Consider the following 16,796-nt stretch of genomic DNA (forward strand, 5'->3'; position numbering starts at 1 on the left):
ATTTAGCAGCCTACTTAATATCCGTTCAGATAAAATAGGAATACGGTCGGATGATGGCTCTTATCTGCCCAAGCGACTTATGTCATCGAACGATAAATTCGGCGGTGATTGAAGTGCTGTAATTAGATGTTTGATCCCAGGCTTTGATGGTGCATTATTCACCACCAGCTGGAAGGAAGCGCTATGGGCCAGATACTCCACGGGTGCGCCACGACGACTGAGGCAGTCCGTCGAGCGATACAACATAGTCAAGAGAGCCTGAGGGCGCTGGCCCGGCGACACGGCATCAACCAGAAGACCGTCGCCAAATGGAAGCGGCGCACCTCCACGGCCGACCTGCCGACCGGCCCCAAGGTCGCGCGATCGACGGTTCTGTCGGTTGAGGACGAAGCCGTCATCGTCGCCTTCCGCCGGCACACGCTGTTGCCACTCGACGACTGCTTGTACGCCCTGCAGGCCACGATTCCTCACCTGACGCGCTCGTCGTTGCATCGCTGTCTGCAGCGTCACGGCATCTCCCAACTGCCCACGATCGAGGGCGATGCGCCCAACAAGCGCAAGTTCAAAAGCTATCCGATCGGCTACTTCCACATCGACATCGCCGAGGTTCGCACCGAAGAGGGCAGGCTCTACCTCCTGGTTGCAATCGACCGCACATCGAAGTTCGCCTTCGTCGAGCTGCACGAAAGGGCCACCACTAGGGTCGCTGCCGATTTCCTCCGGCATCTCATCGCCGCCGTGCCGTACAAGGTGCGCACTGTCCTCACCGACAATGGCATCCACTTCACCGATCCGAAGTACCCGGGATCCGCTGTCGAAGAGGTCAAGCTCGCCATCACGAACGGTGAGCGGTTCCGCTGCCACTCCTTCGCCCTCGCCTGCGCCCAGAACGACATCGATCACCGGCTAACCAAACCTCGCCACCCCTGGACCAATGGGCAGGTTGAAAGGATGAACCGCACCATCAAAGAGGCGACAGTCAAACGCTACCACTACGATACGCACGACCAACTCAGGCAGCATCTTGGCGACTTCGTCGCCGCCTACAACTTCGGTCGTAGGCTCAAGACCCTCAAAGGTCTCACCCCGTATGAAGCCATTTGCAAAGCCTGGCTCAAAGAGCCACACCGATTTACGTCAGACCCGACCCACCAAATCCCGGACCAAACATCTAATCCTGACGGGAAACCGACCGCCCCCTAACCACCCCTGATCGCCGTTCACCGCATCGATGTGTACCAGGCGGATTCCTTTGCAATCGCATAGGACACGGCCCACAGCTGGAAATATGGGGAAAAATAGGCGAAAAAGGAACCGTCAGAAACATCCGCAAAGAAAAGGGCGGAAAAATCCGCCCTTCCTTCTTCATTCATCTACAGAGCCTACCGTAGCTCCGACCAGTATTACATCGTGATCTTCGCCCCGGCATACATGTAGCGGCCGACATAGCTGATCGGATAGTTTGTCGATGCGATCGAGGGCTGCTGATCGAACAGGTTGTTGGCACCGACATAGAGGCGGAACTTCTCATCAATGTCATAGGCGACATAGATGTCGTGCTGCCACTTTTCCTTGTACCACTTATACTTGTCTTCCGACAGATCGGGGTTCGCCGCCAGCTGCTCGATCGTGTAGCGGCGGGTCTTGCTGAACCAGCTGACGCCATAGTTGACGGTCAGCTTGTCCAGCTTCCAGGTGATGTCCCCGGTCGCGTTCCACTTGGGATAATAGGATTCCTCCCGATCCACATCGACCGTGGCGCCGGGGGTCGGGATGAATTCCAGCTTGTCGAGATAACCGCCAACCAGCGAGATCGCGAACGATCCGGCCTTCGCCGTGTCAAAGCCGTAATTCAGCTTGAAGTCCGCGCCGGCGGTACGGAAATTGGCCACATTCTGCGGCTGGACATACCAGCTGTCGATATAGCCGGTGCCCGATGCACGGGTGATATTGCCACAGAAGACATTGTCCAGCGTCGGCTGGTCGACGCAGAGTTCAGCCACTTCCTCGGCGGTCGCGGTGTTGACCGCATTCTTCAGCTTGATGTCATACCAGTCGAAGGATGCGATCAGACCGGGAATGAAGCTGGGACGCAGCACGACACCGGCCGTCCAGGTCCGCGCCGTTTCCTCCTGCAGGTTGCGGTTGCCGCCGGTAAAGCCGGGCAGGCTGACCGTCGCCGTCGGATCATTCTCCGGATTGAAGGCGGCAATCTGTCCGGGCGTCAGGCCCGCCGCCGTCAGCGCCGCCTGGCAATTGGCCGCACGATATTGCGTGCCTTCGTTGATGAAGACCGGGTCGCACGGATCGCTGATGAAGTCATAGCTGCCATTGCGGGGCGCGAACAGTTCCGTGATGTTGGGCGCGCGCACCGCTTCGGACCAGGTTCCACGGAAGCTGATGTCCTTGATCGGCGCATAGGTGGCGTCGACCTTCCAGGTCGTGGTCTTGCCGATGGTCGAATAATCCGACAGGCGGACCGCCGCGCCGAAGTTCAGGGCATAGGCGAAGGGCACTTCCTTCAGCACCGGCACCGACAATTCGCCGAACACTTCCTTCACGTCGAAACTGCCCGATTCCGGCAACTGCAGCGAAAAGTCGGCCAGTGCCCCCTGCTGCAACAGGTCGTCGGGAACGAAACTGCTCTTTTCCTTGCGATATTCGCCGCCGATCGCAAAGCCGATCGGGCCGCCCGGCAGTTCGAAAAACTGCCCAAAATCGCCGGAGATCGATCCGGACACGACATGCTGCTGGATCTTGGCGCGGTTCATGATGTCGGCATTGACCCAGTCGAGCGCCGTCTGGCTGGGCGAACCATTGCCCAGCAGGTTGATCGGCCGGCATCCGCTGCCGGAACCGGGCGTGAAGGTGGTGGCCGGCCCGTCAAAATTGTCCGGGTTGATGTTGCCGGTCGGGTCCAGATCGGAACGACAGACGATATTGCCCGTCGCCGGATCGCGCACCGCATCGATCGCCGCCCAGTAACGATCGGCGATGCGATAGTCGGTCAGCAGCACCTTCGACTTGGTCTGGCCGAAGGTGTAGGACAGTTCATAATGGGCATGGTCGGAAATCGCGCCCTCGAAACCGCCGACAAAGCGCATGGTTTCGCGGTCATTCTTCTCGCCACGCACGCCCATGTCGAAATTGTCGCGCGACACCAGCGCGCCATCCGGCGCCAGTGCGCCGAACCGGTCCTGCAGATAGGCATTGTCCGGCGACAAAGAGGTGAAGAAGTCGAACGACGGCTGCGACACCGTGCTGGTCTTGTTCTTCACATATTTGGCTTCGAAGAAGAATTTCACCGCGTCACTGAAATCATAATGCGACAGCAGGTTGATGTTATGCACGCGGTTATAGGCCTGCAGGTCGCCCTGATAACCGGCCAGCGGCGTGCTGTCGCCGCCCTGGGTCAGGCCGCCCGACGAGGGCAGCAGCGTGCCGCGGTCATAAACGCCGCCCTCGCCCGTGAAGTCGGGGATGCCGTCGAAATCCACGTCGATCGCGCCGCCCAGCGAGCTGTCCGCATAGCGCAGATTGTTGAACGGCAGGCGATCGGGCACATTGGGATCATCCGGGAAATCTGCCGGATTGCGCACGATGCCATAGGTATAGAGCGGATTGCCGGTCCGCTTGCGATCAAAGCTGCTCAGCCGGTCCTGCTCGCGAAATTCGTAAGACAGCGCAATGTTGCCGCGGCCGTCACTGAAATTCTTGCCATAGGTCAGCGATCCATAGCGCTGGCCCGAATCCCCGCGGCTGGAAATGCCGATCTGGCCACTGGCCTTGATGCCCTCGAAATTACGCTTCAGACGGAAATTGACCACGCCGGACACGCCATCCGCTCCATAGATGGCCGATGCGCCGCCGGTCAGAATATCCACGCCCTCGATCAGGTCTTCGGGGATCGTGTTGACGTCGACGGCGGCCGTGCCCGACAGGCTCGCCACATGGCGGCGGCCATTGACCAGCGTCAAAGTGCGGTTCTCGCCTAAGCCGCGCAGGTTCAGCAACTGCACACCCACAGCGCCGAAGCTGGCATTGGAACCGGAGGTCTGCGCGCCGCCGAAGGACGAGATCAGCGCCGGGTTTTGGCGCAGCGTATCGATAATCTGGATATTACCCGCCTGCTCCAACGTTTCCGCGCTCACCGTTACTAGCGGATTGGCGATGTTGTAATCGCTGCGCTGGATGCGGCTGCCGGTCACGATGATTGCATCACTGTCGTCGGCCGTACTCGCGTCCTGCGCCATGAGCGGCGCGGCCCAGATGGTCGAAAGCGCGCTAGCGGCCAAAAGCGCCCGCGCAACATTTGTGCGTATGAACATGCTAATCCCCAGTTTTTCGCCGCCCTCATGGGGCGTAACACGGCAAAAAATCCCGGCCGGCCATGCCAAGTCAATGAAACTTCGATAGTCGCGTCGAAAAGGTAGCGCTTTTATTGCGACCTGTAACATCAGGGCAACATAGGAAATATGCCCCCTTTTCTTTATCGCCGCTGCATTTTCCTATTCGCCGATCGCCTCCGTTTGCGCCTCGGCGATATGCATCGCCTCATTCATCCGTTCCAGAATGAGCAATCTTATTATCGGTATTGTTCGTAATCGAGTGCGTCATACATAAGGGTAAATGACCATAAATGGTCGATGGGCGACCGGGAACTCACTCCCCCTTGAAATCGATGTCCATGCTGGAAGCGGACGGACAGTCATTCACTCCTACCGCCCAGTAAGCCGACATTCCGAAATCGGGTTGGATAGCTGCCCGGCATCAGGCGACCAGTTGCGGATGTAAAATCCTCCCCTGTAAGGGGAGGGGGACCACGAAGTGGTGGAGGGGTGTCCCGCTATCGATAGGGTGACACCCCTCCGTCTGGCCTGCGGCCAGCCACCTCCCCTTACAGGGGAGGATGGAAAAACCCGACCGTCCGCAAACCACCCCTTCTCGCCGTTCTACCATCAAATTTGATGCGGACATAAACCGGACAGACAGCATTGGCGCGACTCGCTACACCTTCCACCCGGCTAAATTGCCAGGATGGGTGGTTTGCGGACTGTCCAATCCTGAGCAAATGGCGACAAAAGCGGACATCGAATCCACAGAACTCAATCTACTACATACGGGGTAGGATTTACGGTGTCCTCGCAAGTTTCCCATTTTCCAGCCTGATTCCGATATCGCCGAACCCTTAGAATGGTTGCCATGCTTTCCAGCCGGCTCTGGATATCGAAAATCGCAATCTGACATATCCCAGATGTAGCCAATTGATTAACGGCGCGACGTAGCGTTTCTAATCCTCCGCCATCGGGAAGGCGCATAGGAAAGAAAGAACCTAAGCTGCCTCGTTCAATACGCTGCGGGTCTGGGTCCATCAGGTATCGGCGGACGTCCTTGACTTCTCGATTGCCGATCATCCAGCGATCTCGCAATCGATCGAATGTAGGCAGCTGTTGCAGCGCAGTGGTCGATGATACGTGCTGCGCTCCTATGGTAAAATCGGCTTCGACAGTCACCAAAGGAGGTCGGATCCAATATGCCACCAACAGGCCATCGACCAGCACTGTCAATCCGAAAATCCCAACTAACACCCTTCTCCTCGGTATCCATTTCAACAATGATATCATGAGGTGACCTTATTGGGGTATTTCACATCTGGCATTCGGCGAGAATCGTGTCTGCTTTCAGGCGGGGACGCAAGAGTAGAAAGGGGCCCAAAATGGTCGGCGGATGACCGGCAGCTTTTCCATCCCCCGTCAGACCAGTCAAACGTGAACGAATGACCGCTTCCGAGAAGAGAAGCTGAGCCACAGCAATGGTCGCTCATCGCGCAAAGCGGCCATGGCGTTCTCGCCTGGAATGTCCGTTATCTTGATGATGCTTCTTCGAAGCTGACCGAACGCAAAATCCCAAGCCCGATCGTTCCAGCAGACGTAGTCAGGCCTTATCAGCTTCCAGACCTTTGTTCACCAGCTGACGGATAGCCTCTGCACGGGATGGAATATCCTGTTGCTTGCGGCGCCAATCATCAATGATCGCGAGCCACTCGGCTGAGACGCGCATCTGGAATGGGTGGTTCTTGTCCCGGGTCATGTCAACAATGTAATTACATTGTTGACCTCAATCAATAGTGCATGTAATTACATCTATGCAGCCCGGATCGATGCTACCAACATCGACCCGGGCCTGACCACATTCGTTTATGGAGAACGATCATGGCTTTTGCCGACATACCGCCACGCCCTCTTGCGATGCAAGAAGGGCTGCGTTCCTACATCGTCTATGACCGGCTGCCGGACAGCTGCATCGCCTTCCCGATTGAGGACGACAGCTGCGAACCACATCTGCACGAAGGCGAATGGGTTGCGGTGGATACAGAGGATCGTAACCCGATGTCGGGCGAACTGTTCCTTATCCGCTGGGAGTCATCGGGCAGACGAGCGATCATGGAATTGTCGCTTCGCGATGGTCATGCCGGAGCGGTTTGGTGGGTCCATAGTTATCACCGGCCGCGGTCTCTAAAAGAGCGCCAGGCGTGGATCAGAATGGGTCGCACAGGCGGGTGGTCTGACGGTCCCTATGCCGCCGATGGTGAGCGTGCGGCCTGTTTTCAGCGCAAGATCATCGGCAAGGTGGTCGGCATCATGAATATCGGCTTTCGACCCGAACGGGCCTGAGAGGCGGGGATGATTGGAACCGACCGTACGACGGCATATCGCGAAACACCAGGCTGTTCGCGCGGCTGTGTCCTTTGTGAGGTTCGTTGCGCTGTGGCCATCAGGATTCGCGACGATATCGCAGCTGAACTCGCGCGTGCTGAAGCGGCTGTGCTCGCCTTTTGCCCTCAGGAGCAATCTATCCGTCATTGACCGCATCGGTTGCTCCGCCCTGGTTCGAGAGGAAAGGACGGGGTGTCTATTACTTAAGCTATTGATTCAGAATAATTCAAACAAAGGGATTATTTCCCTTTTCATGTAGGAAATTCGCTTCTACGCAGGGGCATGGTTTCTATCCTCTTCAACACCGACGGACGTTACACCCGGCAGCAGATTGCTGAAGCCACGGGGGTGGATCGTGAACTGCTTGCCTACTGGACCAAGGAGGGCCTGCTGGTCGCGGCCGAAAGTGAAGGTCTGGGCAAGGGCAAATACCGGCGCTTCGGCTTCGAGGCGATCCACATCGCTGCCCTGTTGAAAGAACTGGGGCTTTATGGTGTCCAGACCGCCGGGCTCAAGCAGGTCGCGCAACTGCTCTGGAGCGTTTTGGCATTTTGCTCCCAGCATCCTGACATCACCGAGGAGGTTCTGTTCCAAGCCGCATCCGTGCGCCGGGCGCGAGCCCGCTATCCGGTTCGGGCATCTGTTGTCCCCGGTACAGAGAACCCCGGTACTGCATTCAGCTGTTTCGAGGATTGGCTGGAAAGTCAGGGCAAAATCTATCCGAAGGCTTTCGAAATCGAACCCTGGTTTGATGAAGAGGCCGAGCTGGCTTTTGCCCTTTACCTCGATTTGTTCACCCCGGCCATTTTCGACAACTTCGACACGCGATGGCTCTTTACCCATGCCGGCAACGAACTGATCGCAATTCCTGAAGATCTGGGGCTGGCATCCATTCGGCCGGAGCATATGCGGAGCTACATCATGATCAATCTGTCGCGCATCATCAGGCCGATCTGGATGCGTTAGCAGACACCATAAACGAAGCGGGTCGGGGGATGCGTCAACATCGTCCCGACCCTCACCACAATCGATCCTGGAGGAACATATGGCTAAGACCCCCCATATCATACAAGCAGATGAACAACAGCCCGCACGCGAGATGTACGTTTTCGGTGGGCGTGCCCCCATGGCGATCCTTCGGCTGCCTGCGGTCAAGGCAAGGACGGGGCTGAGCCGAGCGACCATATACCGCAAGATCCAGAGCTCAGAGTTCCCGCGGCCGCATCAGTTGAGCCAGCGGGCCGTTGGATGGCTCGAATCCGACGTCGAAGCGTGGATTGCCAACTGCATCGCGGGAGGTGCCAATGACCGCTGAGATCGGGGGCATCCTTGGGGGCATCGGCTGTCTAAGGCAAAAAGAATATCATGATATTTCAGTTCACTATGTTGATATTAATGTATCCCTCCCGCTCCGCCAGCCGACCCCTCGCTATAGTCGCGTGATTCATACTTACCTGTCTGTCGACGGATCTTGACCCTGAAATTCCAGATATTCGCGAAAGAAGGGCAGCATGTCGGAATAGACCCTGCCCTGCTTGCCCCAGTGTCGTTCACCCCAGCCGCCGCGATATTCCTCAGCCTCATAGGATATTCCATATTCGTCGAGCGTTCGCGTGAACGCCTGAAGTGAAACGATGTGATCGGGGTTGGCGTCGCCTCGCGCCCAATCGAATTTGAGAGCACGCAGGCGCTGGAGATTCTTCGCATAGCGGCCGACCTGGCGGTCGAGGAAGAAGCTGTCCTGCAACCGCTGCGTCAGGGCAGCGTCCACGTCTAGCCGACCTCCTGTCATACTCGCCGGGCGGGCGAAGAAGAGCGGCGGCCGATCAGGAGCGGGAAGGTGTGCCTGAAAGATCGATGTGAAGATTTGTGAGAATCCGTCGACACGCAGATCGTCCATCGATCGGGCGTTGGCCAGAAGGGTCCAATTCGGTCGTGAGAACATGGTCTGCACGCCCTGGCCGATTCCTATAGGGTGAAGCGCATAGACAGAACCGAAAATCTCAGGATAGCGCATCCCGAAACGGATCGCGCCATATCCGCCCATACGATCACCGGCGACACCCCTGGAATCACGTTGGGCGAGCGTCCGGTAATTGGCGTCGATATACGGCACCAGCTCGCGAACCATGAAATCCTCCCAATTCCCCGTCACGGGAGAATTGACGAACCAGGATCCGCCAGCGGGTGTGGTGAAATCTGCGGTCACGACGATTACGTCACCGATGACCTTTTTCCTGATTGCCTCGTCGAACAAGGTCGCCGCTTCGTGGTTTGCAAAGGGTGCGGTCTCATCCTCGAAGAAGCTCGAAAGGAAATAGATGACCGGAAAACGTCTGGCGTGATCAGCATAGCCGGCAGGAAGATAGATGCCCATCTTGCGGACAGGCGAAATGCCTATCCGGCTCTCTGAGAAAGCGGCCGAATGAATCTGCGCGGAGATCACCCGCCCGCTCTTCGGCGCGGCGATTGCAGACGCCCCCGCCAAGGTCGAGATCAGCAATAGGATTGCCAGCAGCAGTTTTCGCATATCGATCCGCTCCTTCCCGGTTGCCATGTGGCGCCTGGGCCAATCTGAACGAGGCGCTGCCGACGCATATGAAGGCTTTTGGCCGTCCTCGCGCAAGAGTGGACAAGGGGGCATGTTTCCCGACATGCATTGCCTCCATGTGCGTGCGGCCCTGTCAGGGAAATCTCTGGAGGAAGGTCGAGGATACTCATGGCGGGGCGATTGTCTCCTTCACCTCATACCAATCGTCCAAGCGCATAAAATTAAATGATATTTCGTCCGCGACATCCCATCCTTGAGGCCAGGATGCGCTGTCATCATTGTTTCATACATTCGTAACGCTACTGCCTGAGCGGCGCCAATAAACTGTCACTCTCTTCTCCTAAGCGTCTGCGCGAACGTGCAGCTCAGCATGTCATTTAGGGGAATCACAGATGATCGCTCACCCGTCCTCGCGGGGCCGGCTTCTTGCCGGCGCTGCTTTATTGTCGCTGCTTGTTGCTGCGCCGGCCTTCGCCCAGGCGCCTGCGGATGAGGCGTCCGCAGCCCAGTCGGCCGCGCCCGCCAGCGGTCATTCCGAGATCATCGTGACCGGTGTGAAGGCGACCCGCTCGGCGACCGCCATCACCACCACGGAAATCCAGAAGATCCTGCCCGGCGTTGCGCCCTTCAAGGCGATCCAGACGCTGCCCGGCGTCATGTATGTCACCGCCGATCCATGGGGTAACAACGAGCAGAACGCCTCGCTCTTCATCCACGGTTTCAGTGCGCAGCAATTGGGCCATACGCTGGACGGTGTGCCGTTGGGTGACCAGAGCTATGGTAATTTCAACGGTTTGTCGCCGCAGCGCGCGATCATTTCCGAAAATGTCGGCAGCGTGGTCGTGGCCACCGGTGCAGCGGAACTGGGCATCGCGTCCACCAGCAACCTGGGCGGCGCGATCGAGAATTTCTCCAGCGACCCGCGCGACCAAATGGGCGCGCAGATCAACCAGACGGTCGGCAGCTACAACACGTCGCGCACCTTCCTGCGGCTGGACAGCGGCACCTTTGGCAATGGCAATAGCGGTTATGTGTCGGTGCTGCGCCAGAGCGCCCGCGCCTGGGATTTCCGGGGCAAGCAGAAAGGTTGGCAGGCCAACGCCAAGTTCGTTCATGATGACAGCAACGGCAAGCTGACCGCCTATTTCGCCTATTCGGACAAGCAGGAGCCGAACGAGGACGCGACCACCGTCTTCAAGACGCCGACCAATGCGGCGCAGGCCTATCAGCCCTATACGCGCCCCTTCTTCTATCCCGATTTCAACGCGGCGATCGACTATCTGGACGCGAACGGCAACGTGCCTGCGGCGGAAGCGCAGAATTACCGCAACTTCTACAGCGCGGCGATCCGCACCGATTATCTGGGCTATATCAAATATCAGGCGCATCTGTCCGACGCCGTCGACTGGTCGACCCAGGCCTATTATCACCATAATGACGGTGCCGGCATCGTCGCCGGGCCGATCACGGTCGCGGGTTTGCCGAACCTCTTCTCGCTCTATTTCCCCGGGCAGAACCTGAAGCGGGCGACCGGCAATTCGGGCTATGCGATCCGCACCACCGAATATCGCATCGATCGCGGCGGCGCGATCTCCACGCTCGACGCGACGCTGGGCAACCATACGCTTCAGGCGGGCGTCTGGTACGAATATAACAGCTCGGCCGCCTATCGTAACTGGTACGCGCTGGATGTCACCCGGCCGGACGACTACAACCCCTATAACCTGCCGCCCCACGACCCGATGTTCACCCAATATGGCAGCGAAATGCGTACCAATGTGCTGCAATTCCATGTGCAGGACGCCTGGCAGGTAACGCCGAGCCTGTTGATCCAGGGCGGCTTCAAGTCCAGCCTTCAGTTCGCCAGCGGCACCTTCCCGATCCAGCCGATCATCGGATCGCTGCCCGGATCGTCGAGCGCCCTGCCGGAGGGTGAGATCAACACCAAGCGCTGGTTCCTGCCCGCGATCGGCGCGAAATGGAATGTGACCGATCACGAACAGCTTTATGTCAACGTCCAGAAGAACATGCGCCAGTTCCAGCCCTATGGCGGTGGCGGCGTCACGCCCTGGAGCAGCGGCAGCCAGTCGGCGTTCGACAATCTGAAAAATAACGGTCGCCCCGAAAGCGCCTGGACCTATGAAATCGGCTTCCGTACCAGCCGCACGATCGACACTGGATTCCTGACCGGCATCGACGCGCAGGTGAACTATTATCATGTCGATTTCAGCGACCGCCTGCTGGGCATCACGCCGGCGGGCGCGATCGGTGGCATCGGCGGCGGCGGCATTTCGGGCGGCACGCCGGCTGTGTTCAACGTCGGTGACGTAAAGACCGATGGCGTGGACGCCGCGCTCACGCTGCGCTTTGGCAAGCTGTTCTCGCTCTACAATGCGCTGTCCTACAACAACTCCATCTACGACAGCGACTATAGCACGGTGACGGGCCAGGCCACCGACACGCGCATCGGCGGGATCGCGACGGTGGGCGGCGTGGTGCCGACCGGCGGCAAGCAGATCCCGGTCAGCCCCAAATGGATGAACAAGACGGTGGCGACGTTGACCATCGGCGATTTCGACGCGCAGTTCATCGGCGACTATGTCGGCCGCCGCTTTACGACCTTCACCAACGACGCTTCGGTCAAATCCTACTTCCTGGGCAGCGCGCGCATCGGTTATCGCCTGCCGGCGCAGTTGGTCGGGCTGCAGAAGGCGGAGATCAGCCTGAACGTCACCAACCTGTTCGATGAAAAGGGCGCATCGACTGTCCAGGCGAGCGCCAACACGAACAACTACAATGTCTATCCGATCGCGCCGCGCCAGTGGTTCGTTACGCTGTCGGCGATCTTCTGATGCCGGAATTGTGGAAGGATGCCGCGCCCTTTACCCGGCGAGGCCTGCTCCATGGCGGCGCCAGGCTGGCGCTGTTGGGTGCGACTGTGGCAACGGGGGCGGCGGCAATCGCCGCTCCTGCCCGCAAGCGTCCGCTGCTGATCGCGCATCGCGGCTGTTCGGCCCTACGCCCGGAACATACTTTGGGCGCCTATGCCAAGGCGATCGAGGACGGCGCAGACTTTGTCGAGCCGGATCTGGTGGTGACGAAGGATGGCGTGCTGGTGGTGCGGCATGAGAATAACATCGCCGAAACCACCGACGTCGCCACGCGTCCCGAATTCGCGGCGCGCAAGACCAGCAAGACGATCGACGGCGACCAGCAGACCGGTTGGTTCACCGAAGATTTCACCTTCGCCGAGTTGAAGACCCTGCGCGCCAGGGAAAGGCTGGGTGCGATGCGTCCCGAAAGCCAGAGCTATGATGGCCAGTTCCAGATCGTCTCGCTGGAAGAGGTCGCTGATTTCGTGGCGGCGGAGGCTGCCGCGCGCGGCCGCACCATCGGCCTGATCCCGGAAATCAAACATGGCACCTATTTCGCCGGCATCGGCCTGCCCCAGGAACAACGCCTGCTCGATTGCATCGGGAAGAGCGCCTATCTGTCCCGCGCGCCGCTGATTATCCAGTCCTTCGAGGTTGGCAACCTGAAGGCGTTGCGTCCGAAGATCGCGTCCAATGTCCAGTTGATGCAATTGATCGGGGATCCGACCCAGCCGCCTCCCGATTTCGCCGCGCAGGGTATCAAGCGCACATATGGCGATCTGATCGGGCCGGGCGGCTTGGCCGAAATCTCGCACTATGCCCAATATCTGGCCCCGCCGGTGCGAATGATAATTCCCCTGGGATCGGATGGCCGGCTCGCGGCGCCAACGGGCCTGGTCGATGCCGCGCACAAGGTCGGGCTGTTGGTCGGCGTCTGGACCTTCCGCCCCGAAAATCATTTCCTGGCGGCCGATTTCCGCGACGACAAGGGCGATGCCGTTCGCAACGAAGTCGGTAGCATCGCGGAGATACGGCGTTATCTCGCCACCGGTATCGACGCCTTCTTCACCGATGATCCTGGCCTGGGTCGACAGGCAATCGACGCGGCAACCTAGACCGGTCGCGATCCGGTGCGATCCTCTCATCGTCGGGTGATAAAAGTAGCCCCGCCAGAGCAAGCTCTATGGCGGGGCCAAGGTTCAGGGAGGTGTCACTCCAAAGGGGGGAAGGAGTGACAAATCCCGATATAGGGCTGGCTGATGAATGTTCAATGAAGGCCGGTGCATCTTTTCGCATTCCGGCCGGAATTATCCTTCGGATGGATAGGGTCCGAACGGCCCGGAGGACGGGCACGACGCTTGAACAGATGCTCAGCTACTCACCGCATGGACGAACATATAGCCTTCGTTGCGGATGGTGCGGATGATCGGCCCCTTGAGACCGGAGGCGGCGAGCTTGCGGCGCAGGCGGCAGAGCTGAACGTCAATCGACCGGTCGAAATGATCGCTCATCCCGCCATGGACCTGGTCGAGCAACCGCGACCGGTCGAGGACCTGGCGTGGATGTTCGATAAAGACGCGCAGCAACTGAAACTCGCCATCCGACAGCAATATGGAAGTCCCGGTGGGATCAAACAACTGACCGGTCTGCAGATCGACGCGCCATCCGGCAAAGCACGCCGCATTGGCCGGCGCATGGTTCGCCGGTGCCGGAGTCCGGCCGCGCAAGGCCGTCCGGATGCGGGCCAGCAGTTCGCGGGGGTTGGCGGGCTTGCTCAGGCAATCCTCAGCCCCCATTTCCAGCGCGGCGATCATGGTCGCTTCGGTGCAGGCGGTCGAATGCAGGATTACCGGCAACCGGCGTTCCATGACCAGTTCGCACAGCAATGCACCGCCATTATCGGCCTGCACCAGCGGATCGAGCACCACCAGTGCATAGTCCTTCTGCGCCAGCATGATCCGCATCGCGTCAACCGTGGCCGCGCCATCGGTGACAAAGCCATAGCGGGCGAACAGATCGGCCAGATGGGCCGTCAGCGGAGCATCGTCATCGACGATGAGCAAGCGTCTGTGTGGATCGATCATCGTCGGAATGACGCTGCCGCCAGCGGACAACCGTCCCCGATCGATGCGGCGCCCGCAACAAAGCCGACAGGCGGGGACGGTGCATATCTGTATCGTCCCCGCGCCAGGATCAGTCGCGCAGCAATTCGTTGATGCCGGTCTTGGATCGGGTCTGCGCGTCGACGCGCTTGACGATCACGGCGCAATAGAGGCTGGGACCGGGCGTGCCGTCGGGCAGCGGCTTGCCGGGCAGCGATCCGGGGACGACGACCGAGTAAGGCGGCACTTCGCCGACGAAGATTTCGCCGGTGGCGCGGTCGATAATCTTGGTCGACTGGCCGATGAAGACGCCCATCGACAGCACCGACCCCTTGCCGATCCGCACGCCTTCCACGACTTCGGAGCGCGCGCCGATGAAACAGTCATCCTCGATGATGACCGGATCGGCCTGCAACGGCTCCAGCACGCCGCCGATGCCGACGCCGCCCGACAGATGGACATTCTTGCCGATCTGGGCGCAGCTGCCCACCGTGACCCAGGTGTCGACCATTGTGCCTTCATCGACGAAGGCGCCGATATTGACGAAGCTGGGCATCAGGATGACGTTCCGGGCGATATGCGCGCCGGCGCGGGCGAAGCTGCCCGGCACCGCGCGGAAGCCGGCGGCGCGGAATGCGGCTTCGTCCCAGCCGGCGAACTTGCTCGGCACCTTGTCCCACCAGTGGCCGGCGCCCGGACCATTGTCGATCATGCCATTGTCGTTGAGGCGGAAGGACAGGAGCACCGCCTTCTTGAGCCACTGGTTGACGGTCCAGTCGCCGTTCGCGCCGGGTTCGGCGACACGCGCCTCGCCCTGATCGAGCAGGGCGAGCGCCTTGTCGACCGCCTGGCGGATGTCGCCCTGGGTCGATAGGTTGACATTGGCCCGGTCTTCCCAGGCGGCGTCGATAGTGGCGATCAGCTCTTGGCTCATGGTCTTGTCCCCAGAATGTCGGCCAGGAATGGCGTCAGATGGTCGGTTTCGAAATCGATGAAATCGGGATGATGGTCATGATTGCCCGCTTCCGATCCATTGTTGACCCAGATGGTGGTCATGCCGATCGCCTTTGCGGGCTTCAGGTTACGGGCCATATCCTCGAAGAAGGCGGCGCGGGTCGGATCGACGCTGTGAACGCGGCATAACTCCGCATAGCCCGACGGGTTGGGCTTGGGCACATATTGGCAGGCACGGATATCGTGGATCAGTTCGAACGCGCCGGTCAGTCCCAGCCGGTCCAGCACGCGGCCGGCATAGGCGCCGTCGCCATTGGTGAAGATCAGGCAGCGGCCCGGCAGCGCGGCGATATGGGCGTTGAGATCGAGATCGACCTCCAGCCGGTCCATCGAGATGTCATGGACATAGTCGAGGAACGTGTGCGGCTCGATGCCATGATGATGCATCAGTCCCGACAGGGTCGTGCCATGCTCCATGAAGTAACGCTTCTGGGTCTGGCGTGCGATCACCGGGTCGCAACCGAGCAGCGCCTGGATATATTCGCCCATCTTCACGTCGATCAGGGCGAACAGGTCCGCCTTCGCCGGATAGAGCGTATTGTCCAGATCGAAGATCCAGGTGTCGACATGGGCCACATCCGCGCGCATGGCCGCGCCCTAGAGCGGCATGGAGGGAAGGGCAAGACCAGTTCCTCCCCAAGGCAGGCTTGGGGAGGAATGGATCAGCCGCCCGGCGTTTCGCTGTCCTGATAGAAATTCTGCACCGCCGCCCAGCCTTCCTCGGCCGTTTCGACCCAGGTGAGCAGGTTGAGGTCGTTCGGCGAAATCACGCCTTCGTCGGCCAGCGCCTCGAAATCGATCACGCGGCTCCAGAATTCCTTGCCATATAGCAGGATCGGGATCGGCCTCATTTTGCCGGTCTGGATCAGCGTCAGCAGCTCGAACATCTCGTCGAAGGTGCCGAAGCCGCCGGGGAACACCGCCAGCGCGCGGGCGCGGAGCAGGAAGTGCATCTTGCGCAGCGCAAAATAGTGGAACTGGAAGCTCAGCTCCGGCGTCACGAAACGGTTGGGCGCCTGCTCGTGCGGCAGGACGATGTTCATGCCGATCGTGGTCTGCCCCACATCGTCCGCGCCGCGATTGGCCGCTTCCATGATCGAGGGGCCACCGCCTGAGCAGACGACGAAATGGCGAGATCCTGCCGCGTTCACGGGATATTGGGCGGCGATGCGCGCGAGCTTGCGCGCTTCCTCATAATAATAGGCCTTCCTGCCCAGTTGCTCGGCGACCCGCCGTTGTTCGGGGGTGGTCGCGGCGTCGATCCGCGCCAGCACCTGGTCGGGTTCGGGAATGCGGGCGGAGCCGTAGAAGACGAAGGTCGATTCGATATTCGCCTCGTCCATCAGCAACTGGGGCTTGAGCAGTTCCAATTGAAAGCGGACGGGGCGCAGATCCTCGCGCAGCAGGAATTCGGTGTCCTGATAGGCCAGCCGGTAGGCGGCGCTTTGCGTCTGGGGAGTGCCAAGCTGCTTCTTGGCGTCGTCGGCCTCTTCGCGGGCCGGGCGGAATTTGCGTTCTTCAATTTCTTTTTTCGTCATCT

Annotated in this window: 15 protein-coding genes; 6 read left to right on the forward strand and 9 right to left on the reverse strand. The window is 59.6% G+C overall.

Features of this window, described 5'->3' with window-relative positions; all coding sequences use genetic code 11:
- Positions 1-183: 183 nt before the first annotated feature.
- Complete coding sequence (locus tag MOK15_RS14255; RefSeq protein WP_242932218.1) at positions 184-1,203, forward strand: IS481 family transposase; 1,020 nt, start codon at positions 184-186, stop codon at positions 1,201-1,203.
- A gap of 17 nt (positions 1,204-1,220) precedes the next feature.
- On the opposite strand, the gene MOK15_RS14260 is transcribed toward MOK15_RS14255, so the two are convergent.
- The 4 genes from MOK15_RS14260 to MOK15_RS14275 form a co-directional block, all read right to left on the reverse strand.
- Positions 1,221-1,373 carry a hypothetical protein gene (locus MOK15_RS14260; protein WP_242932219.1) on the reverse strand — a complete coding sequence of 51 codons (153 nt, stop codon included), beginning with the start codon at positions 1,371-1,373 and terminating at the stop codon, positions 1,221-1,223.
- Between the two features lie 30 nt (positions 1,374-1,403).
- The gene (locus MOK15_RS14265) at positions 1,404-4,328 is read right to left on the reverse strand and encodes a TonB-dependent receptor (protein WP_242932220.1); all 2,925 of its coding nucleotides are present in this window, start codon (positions 4,326-4,328) and stop codon (positions 1,404-1,406) included.
- A gap of 777 nt (positions 4,329-5,105) precedes the next feature.
- Positions 5,106-5,624 carry a hypothetical protein gene (locus tag MOK15_RS14270; RefSeq protein ID WP_242932221.1) on the reverse strand — a complete coding sequence of 173 codons (519 nt, stop codon included), beginning with the start codon at positions 5,622-5,624 and terminating at the stop codon, positions 5,106-5,108.
- A 310-nt stretch (positions 5,625-5,934) separates the two neighbouring features.
- On the reverse strand, positions 5,935-6,090 hold the full coding sequence (locus MOK15_RS14275; protein WP_242931828.1) for a hypothetical protein: 156 nt from the start codon (positions 6,088-6,090) through the stop codon (positions 5,935-5,937).
- A 122-nt stretch (positions 6,091-6,212) separates the two neighbouring features.
- On the opposite strand from MOK15_RS14275, the gene MOK15_RS14280 reads away from it, so the two are divergent.
- The 3 genes from MOK15_RS14280 (at position 6,213) to MOK15_RS14290 (ending at position 8,031) form a co-directional block, all read left to right on the forward strand.
- A complete protein-coding gene (locus tag MOK15_RS14280; protein WP_242931827.1) occupies positions 6,213-6,674 on the forward strand; it encodes a S24 family peptidase in 462 nt (153 codons plus the stop codon).
- A 324-nt stretch (positions 6,675-6,998) separates the two neighbouring features.
- Positions 6,999-7,682: a MerR family transcriptional regulator gene (locus tag MOK15_RS14285; RefSeq protein ID WP_242931826.1), complete on the forward strand. Its 684-nt coding sequence runs from the start codon at positions 6,999-7,001 to the stop codon at positions 7,680-7,682.
- A gap of 133 nt (positions 7,683-7,815) precedes the next feature.
- On the forward strand, positions 7,816-8,031 hold the full coding sequence (locus MOK15_RS14290; protein ID WP_242932735.1) for an AlpA family transcriptional regulator: 216 nt from the start codon (positions 7,816-7,818) through the stop codon (positions 8,029-8,031).
- Positions 8,032-8,166: 135 nt separating this feature from the next.
- Here MOK15_RS14290 and MOK15_RS14295 read toward each other — a convergent pair whose 3' ends face one another.
- Positions 8,167-9,246 carry an alpha/beta hydrolase-fold protein gene (locus tag MOK15_RS14295; protein ID WP_242932222.1) on the reverse strand — a complete coding sequence of 360 codons (1,080 nt, stop codon included), beginning with the start codon at positions 9,244-9,246 and terminating at the stop codon, positions 8,167-8,169.
- A gap of 413 nt (positions 9,247-9,659) precedes the next feature.
- Here MOK15_RS14295 and MOK15_RS14300 point away from each other — a divergent pair, with 413 nt between their 5' ends.
- Positions 9,660-12,119, forward strand: coding sequence for a TonB-dependent receptor (locus MOK15_RS14300; RefSeq protein WP_242932223.1), 2,460 nt, complete (start codon positions 9,660-9,662; stop codon positions 12,117-12,119).
- Positions 12,089-13,255 (forward strand): glycerophosphodiester phosphodiesterase, encoded by a 1,167-nt coding sequence (locus MOK15_RS14305; RefSeq protein WP_242932224.1) that lies wholly within the window; start codon positions 12,089-12,091, stop codon positions 13,253-13,255. The genes MOK15_RS14300 and MOK15_RS14305 overlap by 31 nt, the downstream gene beginning before the upstream one ends.
- 255 nt (positions 13,256-13,510) lie before the next feature.
- Here MOK15_RS14305 and MOK15_RS14310 read toward each other — a convergent pair whose 3' ends face one another.
- From MOK15_RS14310 to MOK15_RS14325, 4 genes are all read right to left on the reverse strand, one after another.
- Complete coding sequence (locus MOK15_RS14310; protein ID WP_242932225.1) at positions 13,511-14,224, reverse strand: response regulator transcription factor; 714 nt, start codon at positions 14,222-14,224, stop codon at positions 13,511-13,513.
- A 109-nt stretch (positions 14,225-14,333) separates the two neighbouring features.
- Positions 14,334-15,176 carry a 2,3,4,5-tetrahydropyridine-2,6-dicarboxylate N-succinyltransferase gene (gene dapD, locus MOK15_RS14315; protein WP_242932226.1) on the reverse strand — a complete coding sequence of 281 codons (843 nt, stop codon included), beginning with the start codon at positions 15,174-15,176 and terminating at the stop codon, positions 14,334-14,336.
- On the reverse strand, positions 15,173-15,844 hold the full coding sequence (locus MOK15_RS14320) for a pyrimidine 5'-nucleotidase (protein ID WP_242932227.1): 672 nt from the start codon (positions 15,842-15,844) through the stop codon (positions 15,173-15,175). The genes dapD and MOK15_RS14320 overlap by 4 nt, the downstream gene beginning before the upstream one ends.
- Before the next feature lie 74 nt (positions 15,845-15,918).
- Positions 15,919-16,794, reverse strand: a complete 876-nt coding sequence (locus MOK15_RS14325; protein WP_242932228.1) for an LOG family protein — start codon at positions 16,792-16,794, stop codon at positions 15,919-15,921.
- Positions 16,795-16,796 lie beyond the last annotated feature (2 nt).

The organism is Sphingobium sp. BYY-5, assembly GCF_022758885.1.
Classification (GTDB): domain Bacteria; phylum Pseudomonadota; class Alphaproteobacteria; order Sphingomonadales; family Sphingomonadaceae; genus Sphingobium.